The sequence below is a fragment of the Phascolarctobacterium sp. Marseille-Q4147 genome (assembly GCF_017968825.1).
Classification (GTDB): Bacteria; Bacillota; Negativicutes; order Acidaminococcales; family Acidaminococcaceae; genus Phascolarctobacterium_A.
Genome location: NZ_CP072874.1, coordinates 1,866,508 through 1,885,985, shown reverse-complemented (window position 1 = coordinate 1,885,985; position 19,478 = coordinate 1,866,508). Strand labels below are relative to the sequence as shown.

Here is a 19,478-nt window from a genome sequence, read left to right as displayed (position 1 = left end):
TAATAGCTTTTCGATAAACTTCATTAGCACATTCTTGGTTCCCCCTCGGGGGGAATTGTCGCGATAGCGACTAAAGGGGGGTGCATGCATAGCAACTGAGTGCTTGGAACAATTTAGCAAGACTAATACACCAAAAGCCGCCCTTGCAGGCGGCTTTTTTGCTGTAAAATCTAATTCGTCTTCAACTCAACCCTCTTATTAGCAAACGCAATACCGTATTTGTGTATAACACTTACGCCCAATGAACGCAACTCGGTATCATACTTCTTTTCTTCAATCTGGTCGAACGCAACCTGCGCCAGCTTGCTCAAAGCAAAATCATCGTCCTTTGCTTCACCTGCTTTTATTTCAATAATAATCCCTGGCATACCTGCGTTTTTAGGAATAAGCTCGATATCATATCTGCCAGCTCCACTCTCTCGATTCGAACGGATAAAGTGAGTATATTCAAAAATAGTTATAAGTCCCAGCATCAGACCATGATAATAGCTTTCCCTAAGCCCGTCATAATAGCTGATTGTCTGCATCATAAATCTTCCCAACGTTTCTTTAATGACAGCACTATCCTTATTTAATAAAGCGTCTCTTAAATCCGTTACCGTCATATCACCGACTTCCGCTATCAGCAAACTAATAATTTCCTTACGATAGATTGTGCGTATCTCCTTATTAGGAACATTAAGCCGACATAAATGCTCTCCGTCTTCGTTAAGTGTCATATCAGTTGCCTTCAGGTAACCGGTCATCAGAAGAAAACCAAGAATATCTGTCTGAGGCCCCTTAAGCTCAGGATAAATAATATTCGTTTTGATTACAGAGCTTACCTGCCCGTTTTCTTTAAGCAATTCATGAAGATTCCTGTAAGTTGCTTCATTGTACTTCTTCAGTATTTCATGAATAATAGTATTCTCCGAAGTCTGGCTCCAATACGGGATAGCCTTACAGCTGCTTGTTATATAATTAATCACCGACCACGGATTATAGATTTCAGTGCTGCCGAACCTATAGCCATCATACCAGCTTTTGATTTCTGCCAGCTTTTCAGTTACATTATAATACTGCGTTATAAGCTTGACCTCACCCTCAGTGAAGCCAAAATAACCACTAAAAGTATCATCAAGTACAGAATCAACGCGGATATTATTCAACCCGCTGAAGATACTTTCTTTAGCGACACGCAAGATACCCGTCATAATGCTCATAGTTATATAGGGATTATCCTTCAAGGCAGCCGAAAAGAAATTTCTGATAAACTCAATAGCTTCATTATAGTAATTATTGACGAAGCCTTCCTGGATAGGAGTATCGTACTCGTCAATGATTATCACAGGAGCCTTTTTGTAATGCTGATAAAGCATTCTGCTGAGAATCTGCAGGCTGAGCATATAATCTGCTTTATTAGCATTTTTATTGACTATTTTTTCGTAAAAATCCTTGTCTTGTTGAGATATCTCATTACCAGGCTGCAATTCCATGTGTCTTGAATACTCGGAGCTGATAATCATTTTCAACAGTTCATATGCTGTTTCCCAATCCTGCGCCTTTATATCCTTCAGCGACAAAAAGATAACAGGATATTGCCCTTGCTGCTGCGTATAGCTTTCGCCCTGCTGCCAGATTGCTTTATCCTTGAAATAGCTGCTGGTATCTGCGTCTGTTTTCTCAAAGAAAGTACGGAGCATATCCATGTTCAAGGTCTTGCCAAAACGCCTCGGACGCGTAAAAAGAATGTTGCTCACCTTTTCATCAAGCAGGTCCTTTATAAGCAACGTCTTGTCGACATAATAATTTTCCCGGCAGATTCTTTTGAAGTCAGTAGTGCCGACAGGAAGCGGCAGTCTTGTCTGTTGCATGAGAATTCCCCTTTCTTTGCTTCTTCCTATATTATAACATCTTTTAGCGCCTTCGACCATTTCCCCTGTCGATATAATTCTACACGCCAGCTTTTATGTTCATAGCTGTATAACATAAAAACACCCCCATTACCGTGCATCTGGTATCGGGGGCAAAAATCAATCACATAGCCTCACTAAATTCTTTCTTAATTCACACTACAAAGGCATGGGAATCCACCCCAACACCCTCAATAAGCATCCAGTCCGTTACGCGCACCGCCAACAACACGCACACTGCTCACATTAAACGCCGCCTTCAGCACCGGCAAATACTTGCCAATCAGCTCCGTGCGCACGCGCTCATCACCAGCGACAACCAAAAGTGCATCCTCGCCCAGGTTAATATTCAGCAGCGGGCTGATTAAACGCGCAAACGCAGGCGCAGACATCGCCTTCTTCAAAGCTGTCAGCCCCGGCATAACCTGCGGTTTTTCCTTAGCCATGCGCACTTCCAGTGCTTCAAACGGCACCTCAAAGAGCTTATCATTGCTTGCGCCCACAAAGCTTTCATTCAAAGAACCGCTAACACCAACAAAATCTTCTGCCATAATAAAAACCTCCTTTATATATACACACGCGAGGTCAACGCCCCGTTCATAATAAAAACTTCTGCTAATATGAATTTATCACAAAATGGATTCCTTGTCAAAAAACACATAGTAAAAATATTGCTCGCCACCTTCGCTGTACCCGCGATTCCCTTATGTATATAATAAAAACTTTACCTGTTTACTATTAAATATAGCAAATACCATAAAATCATACCACATTCATAGGCTTCGATTCATAAACTGTTCACAAAAAGTTTACTTGCTATTAACAATCAAGCCTTGTATTCTATTAATAAAGCGAATTAAGTAACTAAAGTAAGTGAATTTATTAGGGCAAACTTACCATGACTTTATTAAAATTAGGGAGGAATACAAACAGTATGAAGAATTATTTACAACAACGGAGCAAAAGCCTGCTGGCTTTTGCTGTCGGACTGACCATTTTATCTTCATCCTTAGCAGGAGAAGTGTACGCAGATGAAGGCTACATCGATTGGAATGACCTGGCCAATGATTCCGACACTACCTGGACAAAGACAGACACTTATTATAAAAACGGCGACTTCAAAGTAACCGTAAACAACGTTACTTTAAATGAAAACAAAAATATCAGTTCCAATGGCAGAATATCATTGGAAAGCGATAATACAAATACATATACTGTAGCCGGTGCAACCAAAAACATAGATCTTACATTCAAAGGTGATATTTGGTCCTATCATGACCATGACATGACAGTCAAAAACCTGAACACTTTGCAAATCACCAACGGCGCCTACGGTCTGCTAGCTAACTTCGGCAATAACCGTGGTCCCCACTGGACTAACCCGGATAACAACGGTTGTATTCACATTAGAGATATCACAACCGTTAACATCTCTGGCACCAATAATGCCATCTGTAGCCAAATTCTAGGCAAGATAGACCTTCAAGGCATAGACAATCTTATACTTGCAAGTGGTGGGTACAATACCATCTACTGCGGCTATGGCAGCCTTGTTGATATCAACGCTACAAACACAACAATTACCTCCAATGGGCGCGCCATCCTTGCTTATGCAGGCAATGCAGAAAAAATCTATGGTTGGCATGATGGCTCCTTGGAAACCGATTATCCCCTACCAGTAGCCAACATTAAAAGCGATACTCTCACTATCGCTGCCGCTACCAAGGACCAAACTGGTGCCGCCGTTTACAGCTATGCCGGCTCCACCATCAACCTTGGCAGCGCTGATAAGAAAATCAAGCAGCTCACCTTTGTGAAAGACGCCGGCGCCAACATGAACCTGTACAGTGAATCCCACATCTACGAGGACCAAAGATTTATCGAGTATAGTAATGACAACCGTTTTGACTATTATAGGAGATACAGTGACACCATCCCAGACGACGAAACGGCTAAATACTACAAGCTGTATAAAGCGAAAATCAATGTCTATGCTGAAAATGCCGAATTCAACGCCACCACGAACGCCATCAATGCCTACAACAAAGCATTGATCTACGTAAATGCCGACAACGCCGTCATCAACAGCAATTATGCCACAGTAGCCGCCGGCGCTGGTGCTACCGTAACCATCGAAGGCAAGGACCTGACCATCAACAACACCAACTGCCTCAATAATGCCCAGGCAGTTGAAAATGAGAACGCCAGGGTTGCAATTGGCAGCGGCGGCCTCCTCAACCCATCCGAATATGGTGACACAGAAATCAATGCCGGTGACATTGTCATTAATGCCGCCAACAAGCTTGCCATCAACGGCAACATTGTTATCAAAGCCAATCCGGATGCTGCAGCAGGCAATAGCATCAGCATCAACAAGGGTAACGACACCGCATTGGTCAATATTACCGGTGACATCTACACCGACAAAGGCAACGAAGTGCATCTCACCCTAGGCGATGGCAGCGCTGCAAAGCAGGATAGCAATGCTACCGGCAGACAGGCTGGCCGCTCCACACTGACCGGTGCGATTTTAGACGCTGCCTCCACCGCTGCAGGCTTCAGCTTCAGTGACACCAGCTTTTCAACCAAAGGCACCAACCTCAAGATGAAAGACGCTACCTGGAAGGTCACTGCCGACAGTGAAGTTGCCAATGTAGTAATGAATGGCAGCAGCATCATTGACCTCACGCAGCGCAATGAAGCGACAACTGTAGACATGGCTGGCAGCAGCACGCTTGACCATAACTTCCAAAAGCTCAAAATCAACAATCTTAGCGGCAGCGGCACCATCAGAATGGATTATGACGACAGCAAGACTAGCACCGACGGTTCTACCGCCGACAAGCTGTTCATCAATAACCACAGCGGCACGCATTGCCTGTACCTCAACGAGGTGAACGGCACTGCAACACTGACTGGCAAGGCTGAAGATACCGTACTGGTGAGCGTAGTCAACGAAAGCGGCGACTTCAAGGCTGCCTCCGACGACAACCTCACCTGGAACATCTACGCCTTAAACAGCAAGGATAGTACTACGGAAGGCTATACTACCGACTGGTATCTGACGAAGAACACCAACCCCACTCCTGCTCCCAAAGACCCCACCCGCGACGAGGCTGGCACCATCAAGGCCCACAATATGAACTACTACCTGTGGCGTGACCAAAGCGAGCGTCTCACTAAGCGCCTAGGCATCACCTGCTTTGACGAAGAGCGTGCAGGCGTGTGGACCAAGATGAGCAATTCTTCCATCAGCGGCAGCGGTATTTACGGCAGCGACGCCAAGGTCAAAACCTACACCATCGGCTACGACTTCAAGCATAATTCGGGCGAGCAGCTGACTACGGCAGACGCTAAAAAAACGCGTGACTTCAGCGGCCTCGCCTTCACCTATATCAAAGGCAGCAGCAGCATGAACGGCTATCAGGTCAGTGACGCGCTGCAGGTTGCCGGCGGTCGCAGTGACATCCGCGGCGGCGCACTCACTGCCTACCACACGCACACCTCCAAATCCGGCTCCTACGCTGACTATGTTCTCCACTACAGCTCTTATGACAACGACTTCAAGCTGGACGGCGTCAATGGCAGTGCCAAAAGCCACGGCCTGCAGGCAAGTGCGGAATATGGTCACCGCCTGGAAAATGACCATGGTCTCTTTGTAACACCCAACGCCCAGCTGATGCTGGGACGCTTGTACAATAAAACCTTCACCACCTCCAACGGCGTGCATGTAGCCAATGACCATCTGAACAGCGCCATCCTCAGCATGGGCGTAGACGTTGGCCAAACACTCGGCGACCAAAGCCAGGTTTATGCCAAGGTGCGCTACAACACCGAGCTTGGCGACCGCGTCAGCGCTGCCTTCTACAAGAATGATGCCAGCGCCTTCTGCAACGGCGACAGCAACGGTAGCTGGTGGGAATACGGTCTGGGCTTTGACCTCAAGGCAGGACACGCCAGCCACCTCTTCATGGACGCTGAACGCGCTGGCGGCAGCGGCTTCAGCAAGGACTGGTCCTGGCGCATCGGCGCACGCTTCGACTTCTAAGCGCTAACCTTTTTTAACAGCTTATCCGCTACGCTAAACATAGCTTCTGCTGACAGCTCATCTGTCAGCAAGCTATTAGCGGACAGCATGAAAACATCATAATTACATAAAAACCTAACTGCATAAACACAAAAACGTCGTGAGCACTGCCAAAGTACAGGCTCACGACGTTTTTCACTTTGTTAATTTACACGGGGAAGCTACAGGCGCACTGCCTTATCAGAAGCTCCAGCGAACACCGGCATTCCACTGCCAATCGGTATTAATATCACCGCCGAAGGTTTTTCCCATATCTACATAAAGATGGCTTGCTTTGCTCAAATTAATATTGGCACCAAAGCCAACCTCCCACCAGCCGCCGCCAAGATCCTGCTCAATTCTTCTTTGCTTACCGGCATCGTTGAAGGAAGCTGCTGTTTCACCATCAAAATCATAGAGATAAGAAGCGCGGGCATAAATGTTGCCTTGCTTAATATCTTTACCTAAAGCAAAGCCTAAACGGCCAACCAGGCTGTCAATTTTCTCTTGGGTAACATCAATACCAGCAAGCGTGTAATCAGTGCTTGCTACCTGGCCATAGCTTAATTCAACCTGGGGTTCAATCCATACGCCATTATCCTTGGTAAAGCGTTTGCCAAATTCGGCACTTACGCTATAACCATTTGTAGAGCTGTCGCCAGTGCCCAAGGTTGTTTTGTAATCGTTATCGAGACGTGCATACTTGGCAATCAAATCAATGAAGCTGCCATCATCATTCAGCTTGCTGCCATACACAGCAAAGCCCTTATGTGTATTGTCCACACTGCCTGCACTATAAGCAGTATCGCCATTAGTATAGGTAAAGGCAGCACCGACGGTCCAATGCTTGTCCACGCTCAGTTTTTCATCATAGCCTATTTGATATTGATTATACTGATAATGTACGCTTGCGTAAGAATCCTCACCACGTACCATGCGTACCCAAATACCGTGCTCGCCATTAGAATCACGCAATTCGCCCAAGCGTTTATTCATATCATTCATTTCAGAACGCCAGGAAATCAGGCTCAAAGCATTATTATCGCTAATGCCGTAAGCAAAAGGATTCTTGGTAGTCTTAAGATTGGTTACAGTAGTTGTGCCATCCTCAGCGACCTTAACTACACCACTGGCTGCATCATAAATGCTGCTGGCCTCCTGGTTAACTTTAATGTTTTCTGCTCCCTTAATTGTCGGGCTGGAAGCATGCGGATTATTATTATTGCTATCATCAGCAAAGCTTACAATTTTGCCTGCTGCCCCCAGGTCCTTTTCTGCATTACCGGTATTGTTGGCACTGGCAACATTTACCGTAATTTTATCCGGAGTAATCTCGCTATTACTGGAAATATATACCTTAGCATTACTGCTTGTATCTGCTGCATTAATGGTAATCGAATTAGCAGCGACATTCATTCTTGTGCCGTCCCAATCAGGTTTTCCCTCTTTCATAGCGCCAAAATCAACCAATGCATCCTTCGCCAGATTGATATTGATATCGCCGGTAATCTTGGCCTTCGGGGTATTAGGATCGCCTGTAGCTTTATCATATACAGATAAATACAGCTTAGCATCTTCACCCACAGTAACATTGCTCAAATTAAATTCACCGGTAGTTGTCGTATCACCATTAGTCTGCAAATTCAGCGCACCGGTTTCTACGGTAAGATTGTTGATAATAGCCTTACCTGTTCCATTGGTTTGGATTAACCCTTTATCTGATTTGTTGACAATGCTGTCGAAAGTAACTGTTTTACCACTATTAACCTCTATACGAGCACCTTTCGGCCCCTGTAATTCAATTTTCGAATTAACTGTCATATCGCCATCAAATGTCAATCCGGTTCTTTGTCCGTTTTGTGCTTCGATAATTACCTTATCAACTTTAGCCAGAACCTTCTCATCGGAAATTTTGAAGCCGGTTTGAACAGTCGTTCCAAGAATATGCAGTAACGGAGTATTTACTTGAGCCTCCAACTTTCTTGCTGCCAAATTACCAGCTATACCACGATAGACAAATTTTTCTGTTGCATTTATATTACCGGCAATTGCACTCTGATCCGATGCATGACCTTTAATATCTAAAACCTTTGTGTTGACAGTGCCGGCATTTTGGAAGAAACCGTTATTAACAGTAATGCTTTCGCTGGCGTTCACTGTGCCTTCATTAGCAAACTTTTCGCCACTGCCAATGGAAATAGCAGCCTCATCAGATTTCGTTTCACCTGCTGCAACATTAACACTTGCCGCCAGCGCACTACCACTCACACCAACAACACCTGCCGCCAAAAGACCACACAAAATTTTTCTTGCCAAAGCCTTACTACTCTTCATCGTTAATCCCAACCTTTCACCAAAAATTTTTACACTAACAAATCCAAGTAAGGTTTACAGCTTACGCCGTGAAGCTTCATCTATTACGGCGATTGCCGTAACGAACAAAAACTTTTAAAATATTTGTTCTGAGAGTTTAAAACAAGTTTCAGTAATAATAAACTTACTATTATAAATTACCTATCTTCTTAATAGTAATTATAGCACTATGTCCCCCCCAGTCAAACTCTTATCCAGGAACACGCTACAATCGGTGTAAATTTTTTATTAACTCTTGAATACGTTGCATTTGTTACATGTAATAGAAGAATTTTTAACTGTTAAGGCTGAAATGAGTATAAACAAAAGAATAGCTCTTTGGCAAAAATTGCACAGTCCCCTCCACATCCGCGGAGAACGCTTCGCTTCATAGCAAACGACGTACAACACCTGTATAGAATAATAACTGTGAAAAAGAACAGCAACTCAATAAAAAAATACACCGTTATAGGTGTATTTCCAAAAATTAAATATCATGTTATACTACCAGTTGAGACAACTGGTAGTCGGTTTTCCTACTCCTTAGTGAGTGGGGGTGATGTTATGACTGTTTACGAAGCATTATCTCTGATGATTGCTTTCGCGTCTCTGGTCGTGCTGATCCTTTCGTATCGTAAGTAATTACGGCATGAAAAAAACCGCCTAAGCGGTAAGACGGTTTCTTTCTGACTTAAAATCTTGAGGAGAACCGGCCTTCCACAACCAGTTGTCTCTTTGTGTTTATTATACGTTTTATCTTTCTTTTTGTCAAACCTGAATTAATATCTGCTCCATATATCGATGTTGAGTCAAAAAGATGGTTCTGTAACGTATGCGCTTCCGGGTAATATCAGCCATTTGTCTGTATTAGCTGTTACCGATTTTGATACTTATTACGAAGTAAAAACTGACGAAGCAAAATTGCCTCGTCAGTTTTTTTATACGTAATATTCAGCGCTAAGCTTATTTCACCATAGCAGCAACGATATCAAATGCAGCTGCAAGTGCTTCATCAACCTTAGCCACATCCTTAGCACCGGCCTGTGCCATATCCGGACGACCGCCGCCGCCACCGCCGCACAGCTTAGCAACAGCCTTAACGATGTTGCCCGCATGAACGCCCTTAGCAACAGCATCCTTAGTAGCCATAGTCAGAATGCTTACCTTTTCGCCCATAACAGCAGCCAACACAACAACGCCGCCAACCTTATCGCGCATCTGGTCGCCCAGGTTACGCAGAGCGTCTACGCTGTCAGCATTAACCTTCTGCACCAGAACAGGAACGCCGTTAGCATCCTTAATCTGGTCAGCAACATTGCTTACCTGAGCCTTAGCGATTTCTGCAGCCAGCTCTTCAGCCTTCTTCTGTGCTGCCTTCAGCTCGCATTGCAGAGCCTCCAGACGAGTCGGAACGTCGCAGGAGCGGCATTTCAGCTCAGCAGCCAGACCGTTTACCATTGCCTCGGTAGCATTTACATGAGCCACAGCACCATGACCGGTAACAGCCTCAATACGGCGCACGCCTGCACCGCTGGAGCCTTCGCTCACGATTTTGAACATACCGATTTGTGCGGTATTGCTTACATGGCTGCCGCCGCAGAACTCCATAGAGAAGTCCGGAACGGTAACAACGCGAACAATATTGCCGTATTTTTCGCCGAAGAGAGCAGTAGCACCCTTCTTCTTAGCTTCCTCAATCGGCAGCTCTTCAATATTAACAGCTTTGCCAGCCAGCACCTGCTCGTTGACAATAGCCTCTACTTTCTTCAGCTCCTCAGCAGTAACCTGAGAGAAGTGGGAGAAGTCAAAGCGCAGACGGTCCGGACCAACATAGCTGCCGGCCTGGTTAACATGAGCACCCAGAACCTGCTTCAAAGCAGCATGCAGCAGATGGGTTGCGGTATGGTTACGCGCGATATCCATCTTGCGTGCCTTGTCTACAGCAAAGGTAACAGCGTCGCCTACAGCAACAGTGCCTTCGGTTACGGAACCGATCATAATAACAGCGCCGTCAGGCAGCTTCTTGGTAACATTTACAGCAATAACACCGGTCGGAGCGGTAATAGTACCGATATCGCCCAACTGGCCGCCGCCCTCAGCATGGAAAGCGGTAACGTCGCAGATAACAGCAACATCAGTGCCGTCAGCAGCGTTTTCAATCGGCTGTGCGTCATGCGCAGGATACATCTTCACAATCTTAGCTTCGGTTGCAGCCTCGTCAACCTTCAGCTCAGCAACATTGATGCCGCTGGTGTTATAAACAACCGGACGGCCTTCTTTATCGTTGCGTGCTTCACGCGCCATTTTACGCTGAACCTCCAGCGCAGCGTCGAAGCCTTCTTTATCCATAGTCATGCCTGCTTCTTCCAGGATTTCTTCAGTGAGCTCCCAAGGGAAGCCAAAGGTATCGTTCAGCTTGAAGGCAGTTGCACCGTCGAGCACGTTCTTGTTTGCAGCCTTCAGCTTTTCAATCTCCTCGTTCAGCAGCTCGCAGCCCTGCTTCAGAGTGCGCAGGAAGCTGTTTTCTTCCATTTCCACAACCTTTTTGATGAAGTCAGCCTTCTCTACCAGGTTGGGGTAAGCATGGCCGAACATGCCGATAACAACGTCAACAGCACCGGTCAGGAACATTTCGTTGATGCCCAGCAGACGAGCGTGACGGATAGCACGGCGCAGGATGCGGCGCAGTACATAGCCACGGCCTTCGTTGGACGGCAGAATGCCATCGCCAATCATAAAGGTCATGCTGCGTACATGGTCAGCGATAACCTTCAGGGAAACGTCGGTAGCCTTATCCTTGCCATATTCAACATTAGCAATTTTAGCTGCATATTCAATAATCGGGAAAATCAGGTCAGTTTCAAAGTTGGACGGCTTGCCTTGAACAACACTTGCCAGACGCTCTAAGCCTGCACCGGTGTCAATGTTCTTGTTTTTCAGCGGCGGATAGGTGCCATCCGGCATCTGGTTGAACTGGGTGAATACCAGGTTCCAGATTTCCAGGAAGCGGTCGCAGTCACAGCCGGGGCCGCAGGTCGGTTTGCCGCAGCCGCGTTCAAGGCCGAGGTCGATGTGGATTTCGGAGTCAGGGCCGCACGGACCGCTGCCAATCTCCCACCAGTTATCTGCCAGGCGTACAATGTGGTCTTCAGGAACACCTACAACATTGTGCCAGATATCAAAAGCTTCATCATCCTCAGTGTGGATGGTAATGTACAGCTTATCAGCAGGCAGCCCAAGCTCCTTGGTCAGGAACTCCCAGCTCCAGGGGATAACCTCTTTTTTAAAGTAATCGCCAAAGGAGAAGTTGCCCAGCATTTCAAAATAGGTATGGTGGCGCGCAGTGCGGCCAACATTTTCAATATCACCGGTGCGCACGCATTTTTGGCAGGTGGTGATGCGGGTAGCAGGCGGTTTCATTTTGCCGGTAAAAAACGGCTTAAAGGGTGCCATGCCAGCACCGATAATCAACAGAGTCGGGTCATCCTGAGGAATCAGGGATGCACTCGGAAGCATAAGATGGCCTCTATCTTGGAAAAATTTCAAAAACTTTTCGCGGATTTCGTTACCAGTCATGTATTTCATAGTAGTTCATTCGCTCCTTCGAAAAATAATACTGCATTACTGCGGAAATGCCGCAGCAAACAAAGATTGCATATAAAAAAATTATATAATCTTTGCCTGTGAATGTCAATAAGCGCAAAGCTCCGCAAGTGTATACATAGCATAAAAAAACAGAGCATCAAGCACAATTTATTTTTTTGTTTCAGAAAAGCTAATGCTGCAGCCGCTATCTGCAGCTACAGCATTATACATAAGCTTATTTTGTTATTTTATTGAGTGCTTCCACCAATAAATTTTTCAATACTGCAGGTGTGCTCCTTGGTTTTCTTGTCATAATTGATACCCACCAATAAAATTTCATCAGCAAAATTTTGCAAGCTTACAGGATACTTCTTTTCTTTCATCTGCTTCATAGCAGTATCTGCATTTTTATTCCACTTCAGCTCCACCAGCAAAGCAGGATAGCTATGAGCATAATACTGCTTAGGAATAAACACAAAATCAGCAAAACCGCGACCTAACGGCATTTCACGTACAGGTTTGAAATAATACTGCATAGCGCTCAGATACGCTATGGTTAAAACACTGCTAAGCGAATTTTCATCGTTATACTTAATCGCAGATGTATATTCCATATGCACCTTTTCAATCATAGATGCCACAGCAGCTGCATCCATGTCAAGCGTAGCATTTAACACCTCGAGTGACAGCCTCTGAAAATCAGCAAATTCATCCCAGGCTGTCTCCTCCAAAGCATTAACAAATTCGCTGCGAACCTCTTCATTAGGTATATAAGCCTTGTGCTCCTGCTGCTCATATGCCAGATAGCCCAAATGAATCAGCGACGTCATAACATCATGCTTATTCTTAAAGGTCACCATATCATTTTGATATGAATTAGTGCGCACCAAAACAGCATCACCGGAAAGCATGGTAACAATATCCGTTTTCAGTCCATCAAAATTCATATTAATTAACGGAATGATGGATTCATACGTGCCAGTCTGTGACCAATAGCTCTGAAAGGTTCCCCGCAGCATTACGCCTACCACAGCTCTAGGGTTATACACATGATAGCCGCCAAGCTGATAACCATCATACCAGCGCTTTACCTCCGCAAAATCCTTGTGATATTTTTCACACAAGACGCGCACCTCGCTCTCCGTAAAGCCAATATATGGAGCAAGAACGCCGGAATCAAGCATGGTATATTCATCAAAGTTGTTCAACGCAGACTGCGTTTTGAATTTTTTTATCGGCAGAATGCCTGTCATAAAGGCTAAAGCTATATAGCGTGTCGGCTCAATACCCTTGAACAGACTGCGCAGAAAATCAATATACTCTTCCTGCGCAATTTTATTCGTGCTCTCGTCGCGAATCAGTACATCCCATTCATCAACAATAATTACAAAACGATTACCGGTTGCATCGCTGATATAAGCTAAAGCAGTGGAAACCTTAGTCACCTTTTCCGGTATATATTCACCATAGGCCTCACGCAGCTCCTCCATAAGCACCTGCGAAATAAAGGCAACCGTTTTTTCGGCACTTCCTGCTTCCTTGCAGCACCATTGCACATCAAAATGGATAACATCATATTTATTGAGCTGCTTTTGATACGCAGGACTTTTTTCGATAGCCAGTCCGGCAAAAAGCTCCTGCGACTCACAGCCCTTGCTATAATAGGCAGCCAGCATATTGGCTGTAATTGATTTACCAAAACGGCGTGGGCGACTGTTACAAATAAAAGCCTGCTGCGTCCCCAAAACCTTGTTGGTAAATTCTATGAGCCCGGTTTTATCAACATAAATTTCCGAATCTATCGCCGTTTGAAAGGCTCTGTTATCAGGATTAAGAAATAAGCCCATTTCCATTACCTCCTCCGTTTTGACTAATCCTCTATACAGCATTATAACACAAAGCTATATCATCGTATACTGCAACCAAAAGCATCAAGTTATGTATTTTTTGAAGTGAAAAACACCCTTAATCCTGCTCATCCAGCTCGTACAGGCGCTTATAAATGCCACCAAGAGCCATAAGCTCCTTGTGTGTGCCGATTTCCGCAATTTCACCGTTATGCAGCACCACAATTCTGTCAGCGTTGATAATCGTAGACAGACGATGTGCGATAATCAGCGTCGTGCGGCTTTCAGCCAGCTTGTCCAGGGATTTCTGAATCTGCTTTTCAGTCTTGGTATCCAGCGCACTCGTCGCTTCGTCAAAAACCATCACCGGCGGATTCTTCAGGAAGGCACGGGCAATAGCAATACGCTGCTTCTGTCCACCGCTCAGCTTCACACCACGCTCACCGACCTTAGTTTCGTAGCCTTCCGGCAGCGCGCTGATAAAATCGTCCGCAGCCGCCAGCTTAGCAGCCTGCTCAATCTCCTGCTCGCTCGCCTTAATCTTGCCATACGCAATATTAAAATTAACGGAATCACTGAAAAGAAATACGTCCTGCTGAACCAGACCAACGTGGTTACGCAAATAGCTTTGCTTATATTTTCTGATGTCTACGCCGTCAAGCAGTACTCTGCCCTGCGTAGGCTCGTAAAAGCGCAGCAGCAGGCTTGCCAGCGTTGTCTTGCCTGCACCCGTAGCACCAACAAAGGCCACTTTTTCACCGGGAGCGATATCAAGATCAAAATGCTTCAGCACCGGCTTATCCTGCAGATAGCCAAAGGTTACATTCTCAAAGGTAATGCGGCCCTTAATCTCACCTGTGGCAATCGCATCAGGTGCATCGTCAATCTCCACCTTATGCTGCATCATCTCATTGAAGCGATTGTAACCGGCCATACCGCGCTGATACATTTCCGTAAACATCAGCAGACGGAAAACAGGCTTCATAAAGATATTTACATAAAGGAAGAAGGCAACAAAATCGCTGAGCGCCAGCTGGTTATCGGCAACCATCACACCACCGCAAACCAAAACTACCAGATTGGTTGCGTTGGTAAAAAAGGTTATAGTTCCCGAAAAATATGAAAGTATCGCAAATGATTCGGTACGCACACGCAAAAGCTCATTACTCTTGCGCATAAAGCGCTCCAGCTCCAGCTGTTCATTAGCAAAGGCCTTTACCAGGCGGATACCGCTCAGAGCCTCCTCTGCCTGCGCGGAAACCTCACCGGATTTTTCACGGCTGCGGCGGAAGGCACGCTTCATCTTTCTGTTGACGAAAACAGAATGCACCGCCTTAATAATCAGCATAGCACCAATAATAGAGCCAAGATACGGATTCAGATACAGCATCATGAAAATAGTACCCAGCATACTGATGGTGCAGACAAGAAGGTCATTAGGTCCTTTAAATGTCAGCTCGCTGATTTCCACGATATCGCTTGTAATGCGCGACAGTAGCTGTCCTGTGCGAGCATTATCAAAAAAGCGGAAGGACATTTTTTCCATATGTCCGAACAAATCGCGACGCATATCGTTCTCAATGCCGGAGCTCATCACATGACCATAATAGTTGATAGAAAAAAGCAGACCGAAGTTTACAACATATAAGGCTAAAAGTATCCCAGCCCAGTAAAGCAGCTCGTCAATATTCTTTTGAGGAATCTGAACATTAAGCATCTGCCTTACGATATAAGGGAACAGCAGCTCCATTAAGGCCGAGAAGCATGAGCCCATCAGCACCAGAAGCAAAATCAGCTTATAGGGCTTATAATAATGAATTATTTTTTGCAACATTTACTTTGCTCCTCCTGCGTTATTTTTCCAGATATGTAAACGGTAAGCACCGATAATCTTGCCATCGGGAGTCAGCGCCGGCGCTTCCACGCCTGCCAGCCACTGTCCGTCAGGTGAAATACCAATCGCCTGACAAGGTCCTTCGGTTGGGAAATAGCTGTACTTTTTGCCTGTTTCCAGGTCCAGCACCAGTGCTCCGTGCGCTTTGTAATTGTGCGTGCGCACGTTGCGCCCCACCGCACAGGCCGCCAGCCTGCCGGCAAAGGCTATTTCCTCCATCGTACCGTCTGCCATATACTGATAGCGGAAGGTACCGTCTGTATTGAATACAAAAATACTGTTATTGCTCGGGTGCTCTACCGGCGTTGGCAATTGCCAGTTTTCACGATTAAAGGTATTAATCGTGGTAAACAGCACTCCATAAGGTGTTACAAAGCCGTCACGGCCGCTGGCATTGACATAAGCGCCGTCAACCTGCTGCGGCCTAGAAATGGAGCGCGTCCATAGCGTTCTGCCTGCTTCATCAAACAGCATGCCGCGTCCGTCACTGGCTGCTGCTGCCAGATATTTGCCGTCCGTACTGAAGTTGGGACTGCCGCGCATAACTGTGTTATCAAACGGCGGAATCGGCGGCACATGCGTTGAATTGAGCAGCTCTCCGGTTCTTTTATCGAGGAAATACATCGTATCCTTATACTTCATATCCTCGCGGTAATCGTAAGCAGAAGTAGAAAATACTGCTCTGCCGTTGTTATCGTTGACATCGCACCAGTTTATCCAGCTGTCGATAACCTCATTCTTGGGGAACTGCCACAGCAGCTTGCCCTCCTCGTTCACTGCCAGCATTTTGGCATTGTAGCCTCTGCTGCCGTCCTTGCGCATCAAAAAGCGGTAAGCATTGGCGTAGACGTTGTTTTCCTTGTCGACTGCAATATGCACCACGGAAGGATAGGAGCGCTGCGAAGCATCGGAGCCGACGAAGTCAGCACTTTTATACTGCCAACGGATATCACCCGTATGAACATCAACAGCATACAGCTTACCTTCAGCGCTCTGCTCGCCTACTATCGCAAGCTTGCCGTCAGGCGTCAGGCACAGCGCAATCAGCTTGCCTATACCAAGGGAGCGTTTCCATTTCTGACGTCCCTCGTTGTCGAAGAGGAAGAGCTCGCCGCGCTCCGTACCGACAATCCAGCCTTCTTCGTCGGCAGCATAACGCACTACCGCTCTGGTAAAGCCCATGCGGTCATAATTCTGTGTCGGGATATCACCCAGATAGACGCTCACGCCGGAGCCGTCGTTATTAACATGAAACTGGTTCCATGGCGTTCTGCTGCCGGTAATCCAGTACAGTGCGCACCAGGAAAGCAGCAGCAGCACAAGCGCCAGCCAGCCTTTAAGCTTATTCATAGATACAGCACCGTCCAATCATAGATTTGGCGAAATACGCCAAAGTAGAAGCCCTGCTCCGACAACAGGTAAATAATTTTACTGCTCACAACAACAACTACTACAAAAAACAGCAGCAGGCAGCTTGCCTTTTCGCGTACATCCCACTGTTGGCGTCGCTTTGCGGCACCGCCTGCGAAAAAGCCACGGCTCACAACCGAAAGCGCCAGCGTCTGCGCACGCCTCAGGCAGCGCGCCAACAATGGCTTGGCGATATACGGCAAATGACGCAGCACAGCAGTGCGTCCGCTCTGGCTGTCACTGCGCAGCTGCAGCGCTGTAATAACCTCGCCTGTTTCTGCTGCCAGTACCGGCAAAAAGCGAATTGCCGTCACCAGCATAAACGCCATCTGCGGCGGCAGTCTCCAGGCCAGCAATGCCTGCAGCAGCTGTCGCGGGTCACTTGTCCAGCAAACCAAAAGCCCCAGTGCCAACATGCTGGCGCTGCGCAATCCCTGCACCGCACCGTACAGAATGCCCTCGCGGTAGATGAAAAGTCCGCCCGTCAGCTGGCCGATAAAGCCTGCCTCCGGAGCAATCAGCACCAACAGCGGTGTACGCGGCGTCTGCGCAAAGAACAGCGCCTGGCTGAACATAGAGCCCCACAGGCCCAAAAGCAGCAGAATTGCCATTACCTTCCATTTGTAAATGGAAGTTTTCGCTGCCAGATGCAGCAATAAGGTAAACGTAAATAAAATAAATAGTGTCCGCGGATTATCCACGGTAATCATCAAAATAGCAAATAGGAAGAGGAACAGCAGCTTAGTACGCCCGTTGAGCTTCTGCGCCCATCCTGCTGCATCAGTGCCTTCCCACAGCTGTCTTACGGACATAGCGCTTCACCCCCTCTACCGTGATGCAGGGAGGAAGCCCCGCCTGCTCGCACACCGGCAGCAGCGCTGACGGTGTAAGACCGCCGGCCTCCACCAGCTCCTTATTGCTCAAAACGTCTTCTGTCGTGCCGTCGGCAATTATCTGCCCCGCACACAGCACAATTACGCGGTCGGCAACCTGCGCCGCCAGCTCCATATCATGCGTACAGATGAAGATACTGCCCCCCTGCTCCTTATAAGCCAACAGCAGACGGCGGATTTCCGCCAGACTCTGCTCGTCCTGTCCTGTCGTAGGCTCGTCTAAAAGCAGCAGCGCCGGCTTCTTCGCCAGCATCGCGCCCAAAACGACGCGCAAACGCTGTCCCTTGCTCAGTGCCAACGGAAAATCATCGGCATATTCCGCTAAATTCATATGCTCTAAGAGTTGCTGCAGCTCCTGCTGCGTAATCGTGTGGTTCTTCCAGCACAGCTCCTCGCGTACCGTATCGGCAAGCAGCATCAGGTCAGGCTCCTGCCGCAGATAGCCGATTTTGCCCAGCTGCTTATCTACAGGCTGTCCCTGCAGCAGCATGCTTCCCTGCTGCGTCTGCGTCAGACCGCCCAAAAGGTTCATCAGCGTGCTTTTGCCCGCGCCGTTGAAGCCCATAATCGCCGTAATCTGCCCCTGGTACAGCGTAAACTGCAGGTTCTTCAGCGTCGGCTCCTTGCTGCCGGGATAGGTATAATACAAATCGCGCGCTTCAAGAAGAGGCTGCTGTTGCCCTGCAGGCTTGGCCTGCTCAGCAGTTGCTGCAGGCTCGCATTCGCTGCGCAGCATCTGCACTATTTTTTCTTGGTCTGTCGTCAGCTCCGACAGCTGCAGTGTGCGGCACAGCTTCACAGTCTGCGGTTCACGCAAGCCCAAATCCGTGCGCCCTGTCATCGCCTGCCAGGCATCTTTAACAAGACCGTCATAAACAATACGTCCGTCCTGCATTACTGCCAGACGCGAAAAATATTTGCAAAGCTCGTTTACACGATGCTCAATCATCAAAATAGCAATACCTGCCTCGCGGTTGAGGCGCACCAAAAGCTGCATAAAGCTCTGCACGCCCTGCGGATTCATCTGGCTGACAGGCTCGTCTAAAATCAGCAGTCCCGGCCTTGTAACAAGAATAGAAGCCAGCGCCAAGCGCTGCCTCTGACCGCCGCTCAGCTTGTGGATGCTGTAATCCTCAAAGCCGCCCAAGCCTACCAGCTCCAGCGTTTCGCTCACCTTGCGTGCGATAATCTCCGGCTCCTCGCCCTGGTTCTCCAGCGCAAAGCCAACCTCATCCGCTACCGTCATCGCAAAAAGCTGATCGTCCGGTGACTGATAGACAGTGCCCACCAGCTGGCCTGTTTTTTCCGGCGGCCATTTGCTGATATCCTCGCCCTGCAGGTAAATTGCTCCCTGCAGCTCGCCGCGCTCCTCGCTGCCCAAAAGACCGCTGATAGCCTTAATCAACGTCGACTTGCCACAGCCGCTGCGACCTGCCAAAAGCAGCATTTCACCGTCCGCCAGCGTCAGGTTGATATTTTTTAAAGTAAACTGCTTCCTTGAGGGATAGCGATAAGATAAATTGTCTATTTTCAGCATCT

The 19,478-nt window shown here is 47.3% G+C and carries 11 protein-coding genes; 2 read left to right on the top strand and 9 right to left on the bottom strand.

The annotated features are described in order from the left end of the window. Positions 1 to 170: 170 nt before the first annotated feature. Both KAH19_RS08750 and KAH19_RS08745 read right to left on the bottom strand, forming a co-directional pair. Positions 171 to 1,853, bottom strand: coding sequence for an AAA family ATPase (locus KAH19_RS08750; protein WP_246869346.1), 1,683 nt, complete (start codon positions 1,851 to 1,853; stop codon positions 171 to 173). 230 nt (positions 1,854 to 2,083) lie between these two features. After that, positions 2,084 to 2,443 carry a hypothetical protein gene (locus KAH19_RS08745; RefSeq protein ID WP_210684265.1) on the bottom strand — a complete coding sequence of 120 codons (360 nt, stop codon included), beginning with the start codon at positions 2,441 to 2,443 and terminating at the stop codon, positions 2,084 to 2,086. A 383-nt stretch (positions 2,444 to 2,826) separates the two neighbouring features. Here KAH19_RS08745 and KAH19_RS08740 point away from each other — a divergent pair, with 383 nt between their 5' ends. After that, the gene (locus KAH19_RS08740; RefSeq protein WP_210684264.1) at positions 2,827 to 5,940 is read left to right on the top strand and encodes an autotransporter outer membrane beta-barrel domain-containing protein; all 3,114 of its coding nucleotides are present in this window, start codon (positions 2,827 to 2,829) and stop codon (positions 5,938 to 5,940) included. 219 nt (positions 5,941 to 6,159) lie between these two features. On the opposite strand, the gene KAH19_RS08735 is transcribed toward KAH19_RS08740, so the two are convergent. Beyond that, positions 6,160 to 8,292 carry an autotransporter outer membrane beta-barrel domain-containing protein gene (locus KAH19_RS08735; protein WP_210684263.1) on the bottom strand — a complete coding sequence of 711 codons (2,133 nt, stop codon included), beginning with the start codon at positions 8,290 to 8,292 and terminating at the stop codon, positions 6,160 to 6,162. A gap of 582 nt (positions 8,293 to 8,874) precedes the next feature. On the opposite strand from KAH19_RS08735, the gene KAH19_RS11110 reads away from it, so the two are divergent. After that, positions 8,875 to 8,952: a putative holin-like toxin gene (locus KAH19_RS11110; protein ID WP_368495307.1), complete on the top strand. Its 78-nt coding sequence runs from the start codon at positions 8,875 to 8,877 to the stop codon at positions 8,950 to 8,952. Between the two features lie 321 nt (positions 8,953 to 9,273). Here KAH19_RS11110 and alaS read toward each other — a convergent pair whose 3' ends face one another. The 6 genes from alaS to KAH19_RS08705 form a co-directional block, all read right to left on the bottom strand. Further along, the gene (gene alaS, locus KAH19_RS08730; RefSeq protein ID WP_210684262.1) at positions 9,274 to 11,895 is read right to left on the bottom strand and encodes an alanine--tRNA ligase; all 2,622 of its coding nucleotides are present in this window, start codon (positions 11,893 to 11,895) and stop codon (positions 9,274 to 9,276) included. A 248-nt stretch (positions 11,896 to 12,143) separates the two neighbouring features. Next, positions 12,144 to 13,742 carry an AAA family ATPase gene (locus KAH19_RS08725; RefSeq protein WP_210684261.1) on the bottom strand — a complete coding sequence of 533 codons (1,599 nt, stop codon included), beginning with the start codon at positions 13,740 to 13,742 and terminating at the stop codon, positions 12,144 to 12,146. A gap of 118 nt (positions 13,743 to 13,860) precedes the next feature. Next, positions 13,861 to 15,576, bottom strand: a complete 1,716-nt coding sequence (locus tag KAH19_RS08720; protein WP_210684260.1) for an ABC transporter ATP-binding protein — start codon at positions 15,574 to 15,576, stop codon at positions 13,861 to 13,863. Further along, positions 15,577 to 16,986, bottom strand: a complete 1,410-nt coding sequence (locus tag KAH19_RS08715; RefSeq protein WP_210684259.1) for a PQQ-binding-like beta-propeller repeat protein — start codon at positions 16,984 to 16,986, stop codon at positions 15,577 to 15,579. Beyond that, the gene (locus KAH19_RS08710; RefSeq protein ID WP_210684258.1) at positions 16,983 to 17,858 is read right to left on the bottom strand and encodes an energy-coupling factor transporter transmembrane protein EcfT; all 876 of its coding nucleotides are present in this window, start codon (positions 17,856 to 17,858) and stop codon (positions 16,983 to 16,985) included. Before KAH19_RS08710 ends, KAH19_RS08715 begins: the two co-directional genes overlap by 4 nt. Continuing rightward, a complete protein-coding gene (locus KAH19_RS08705) occupies positions 17,827 to 19,476 on the bottom strand; it encodes an ABC transporter ATP-binding protein (RefSeq protein WP_210684257.1) in 1,650 nt (549 codons plus the stop codon). Before KAH19_RS08705 ends, KAH19_RS08710 begins: the two co-directional genes overlap by 32 nt. Positions 19,477 to 19,478 lie beyond the last annotated feature (2 nt).

What these genes read in the sequence shown, in the direction of transcription:
- KAH19_RS08750 (WP_246869346.1), bottom strand. Translation starts at nt 1,853, where the DNA reads ATGCAACAGACAAGACTGCCGCTTCCTGTCGGCACTACTGACTTCAAA.
- KAH19_RS08745 (WP_210684265.1), bottom strand. Translation starts at nt 2,443, where the DNA reads ATGGCAGAAGATTTTGTTGGTGTTAGCGGTTCTTTGAATGAAAGCTTT.
- KAH19_RS08740 (WP_210684264.1), top strand. Translation starts at nt 2,827, where the DNA reads ATGAAGAATTATTTACAACAACGGAGCAAAAGCCTGCTGGCTTTTGCT.
- KAH19_RS08735 (WP_210684263.1), bottom strand. Translation starts at nt 8,292, where the DNA reads ATGAAGAGTAGTAAGGCTTTGGCAAGAAAAATTTTGTGTGGTCTTTTG.
- KAH19_RS11110 (WP_368495307.1), top strand. Translation starts at nt 8,875, where the DNA reads ATGACTGTTTACGAAGCATTATCTCTGATGATTGCTTTCGCGTCTCTG.
- alaS (WP_210684262.1), bottom strand. Translation starts at nt 11,895, where the DNA reads ATGAAATACATGACTGGTAACGAAATCCGCGAAAAGTTTTTGAAATTT.
- KAH19_RS08725 (WP_210684261.1), bottom strand. Translation starts at nt 13,742, where the DNA reads ATGGGCTTATTTCTTAATCCTGATAACAGAGCCTTTCAAACGGCGATA.
- KAH19_RS08720 (WP_210684260.1), bottom strand. Translation starts at nt 15,576, where the DNA reads ATGTTGCAAAAAATAATTCATTATTATAAGCCCTATAAGCTGATTTTG.
- KAH19_RS08715 (WP_210684259.1), bottom strand. Translation starts at nt 16,986, where the DNA reads ATGAATAAGCTTAAAGGCTGGCTGGCGCTTGTGCTGCTGCTGCTTTCC.
- KAH19_RS08710 (WP_210684258.1), bottom strand. Translation starts at nt 17,858, where the DNA reads ATGTCCGTAAGACAGCTGTGGGAAGGCACTGATGCAGCAGGATGGGCG.
- KAH19_RS08705 (WP_210684257.1), bottom strand. Translation starts at nt 19,476, where the DNA reads ATGCTGAAAATAGACAATTTATCTTATCGCTATCCCTCAAGGAAGCAG.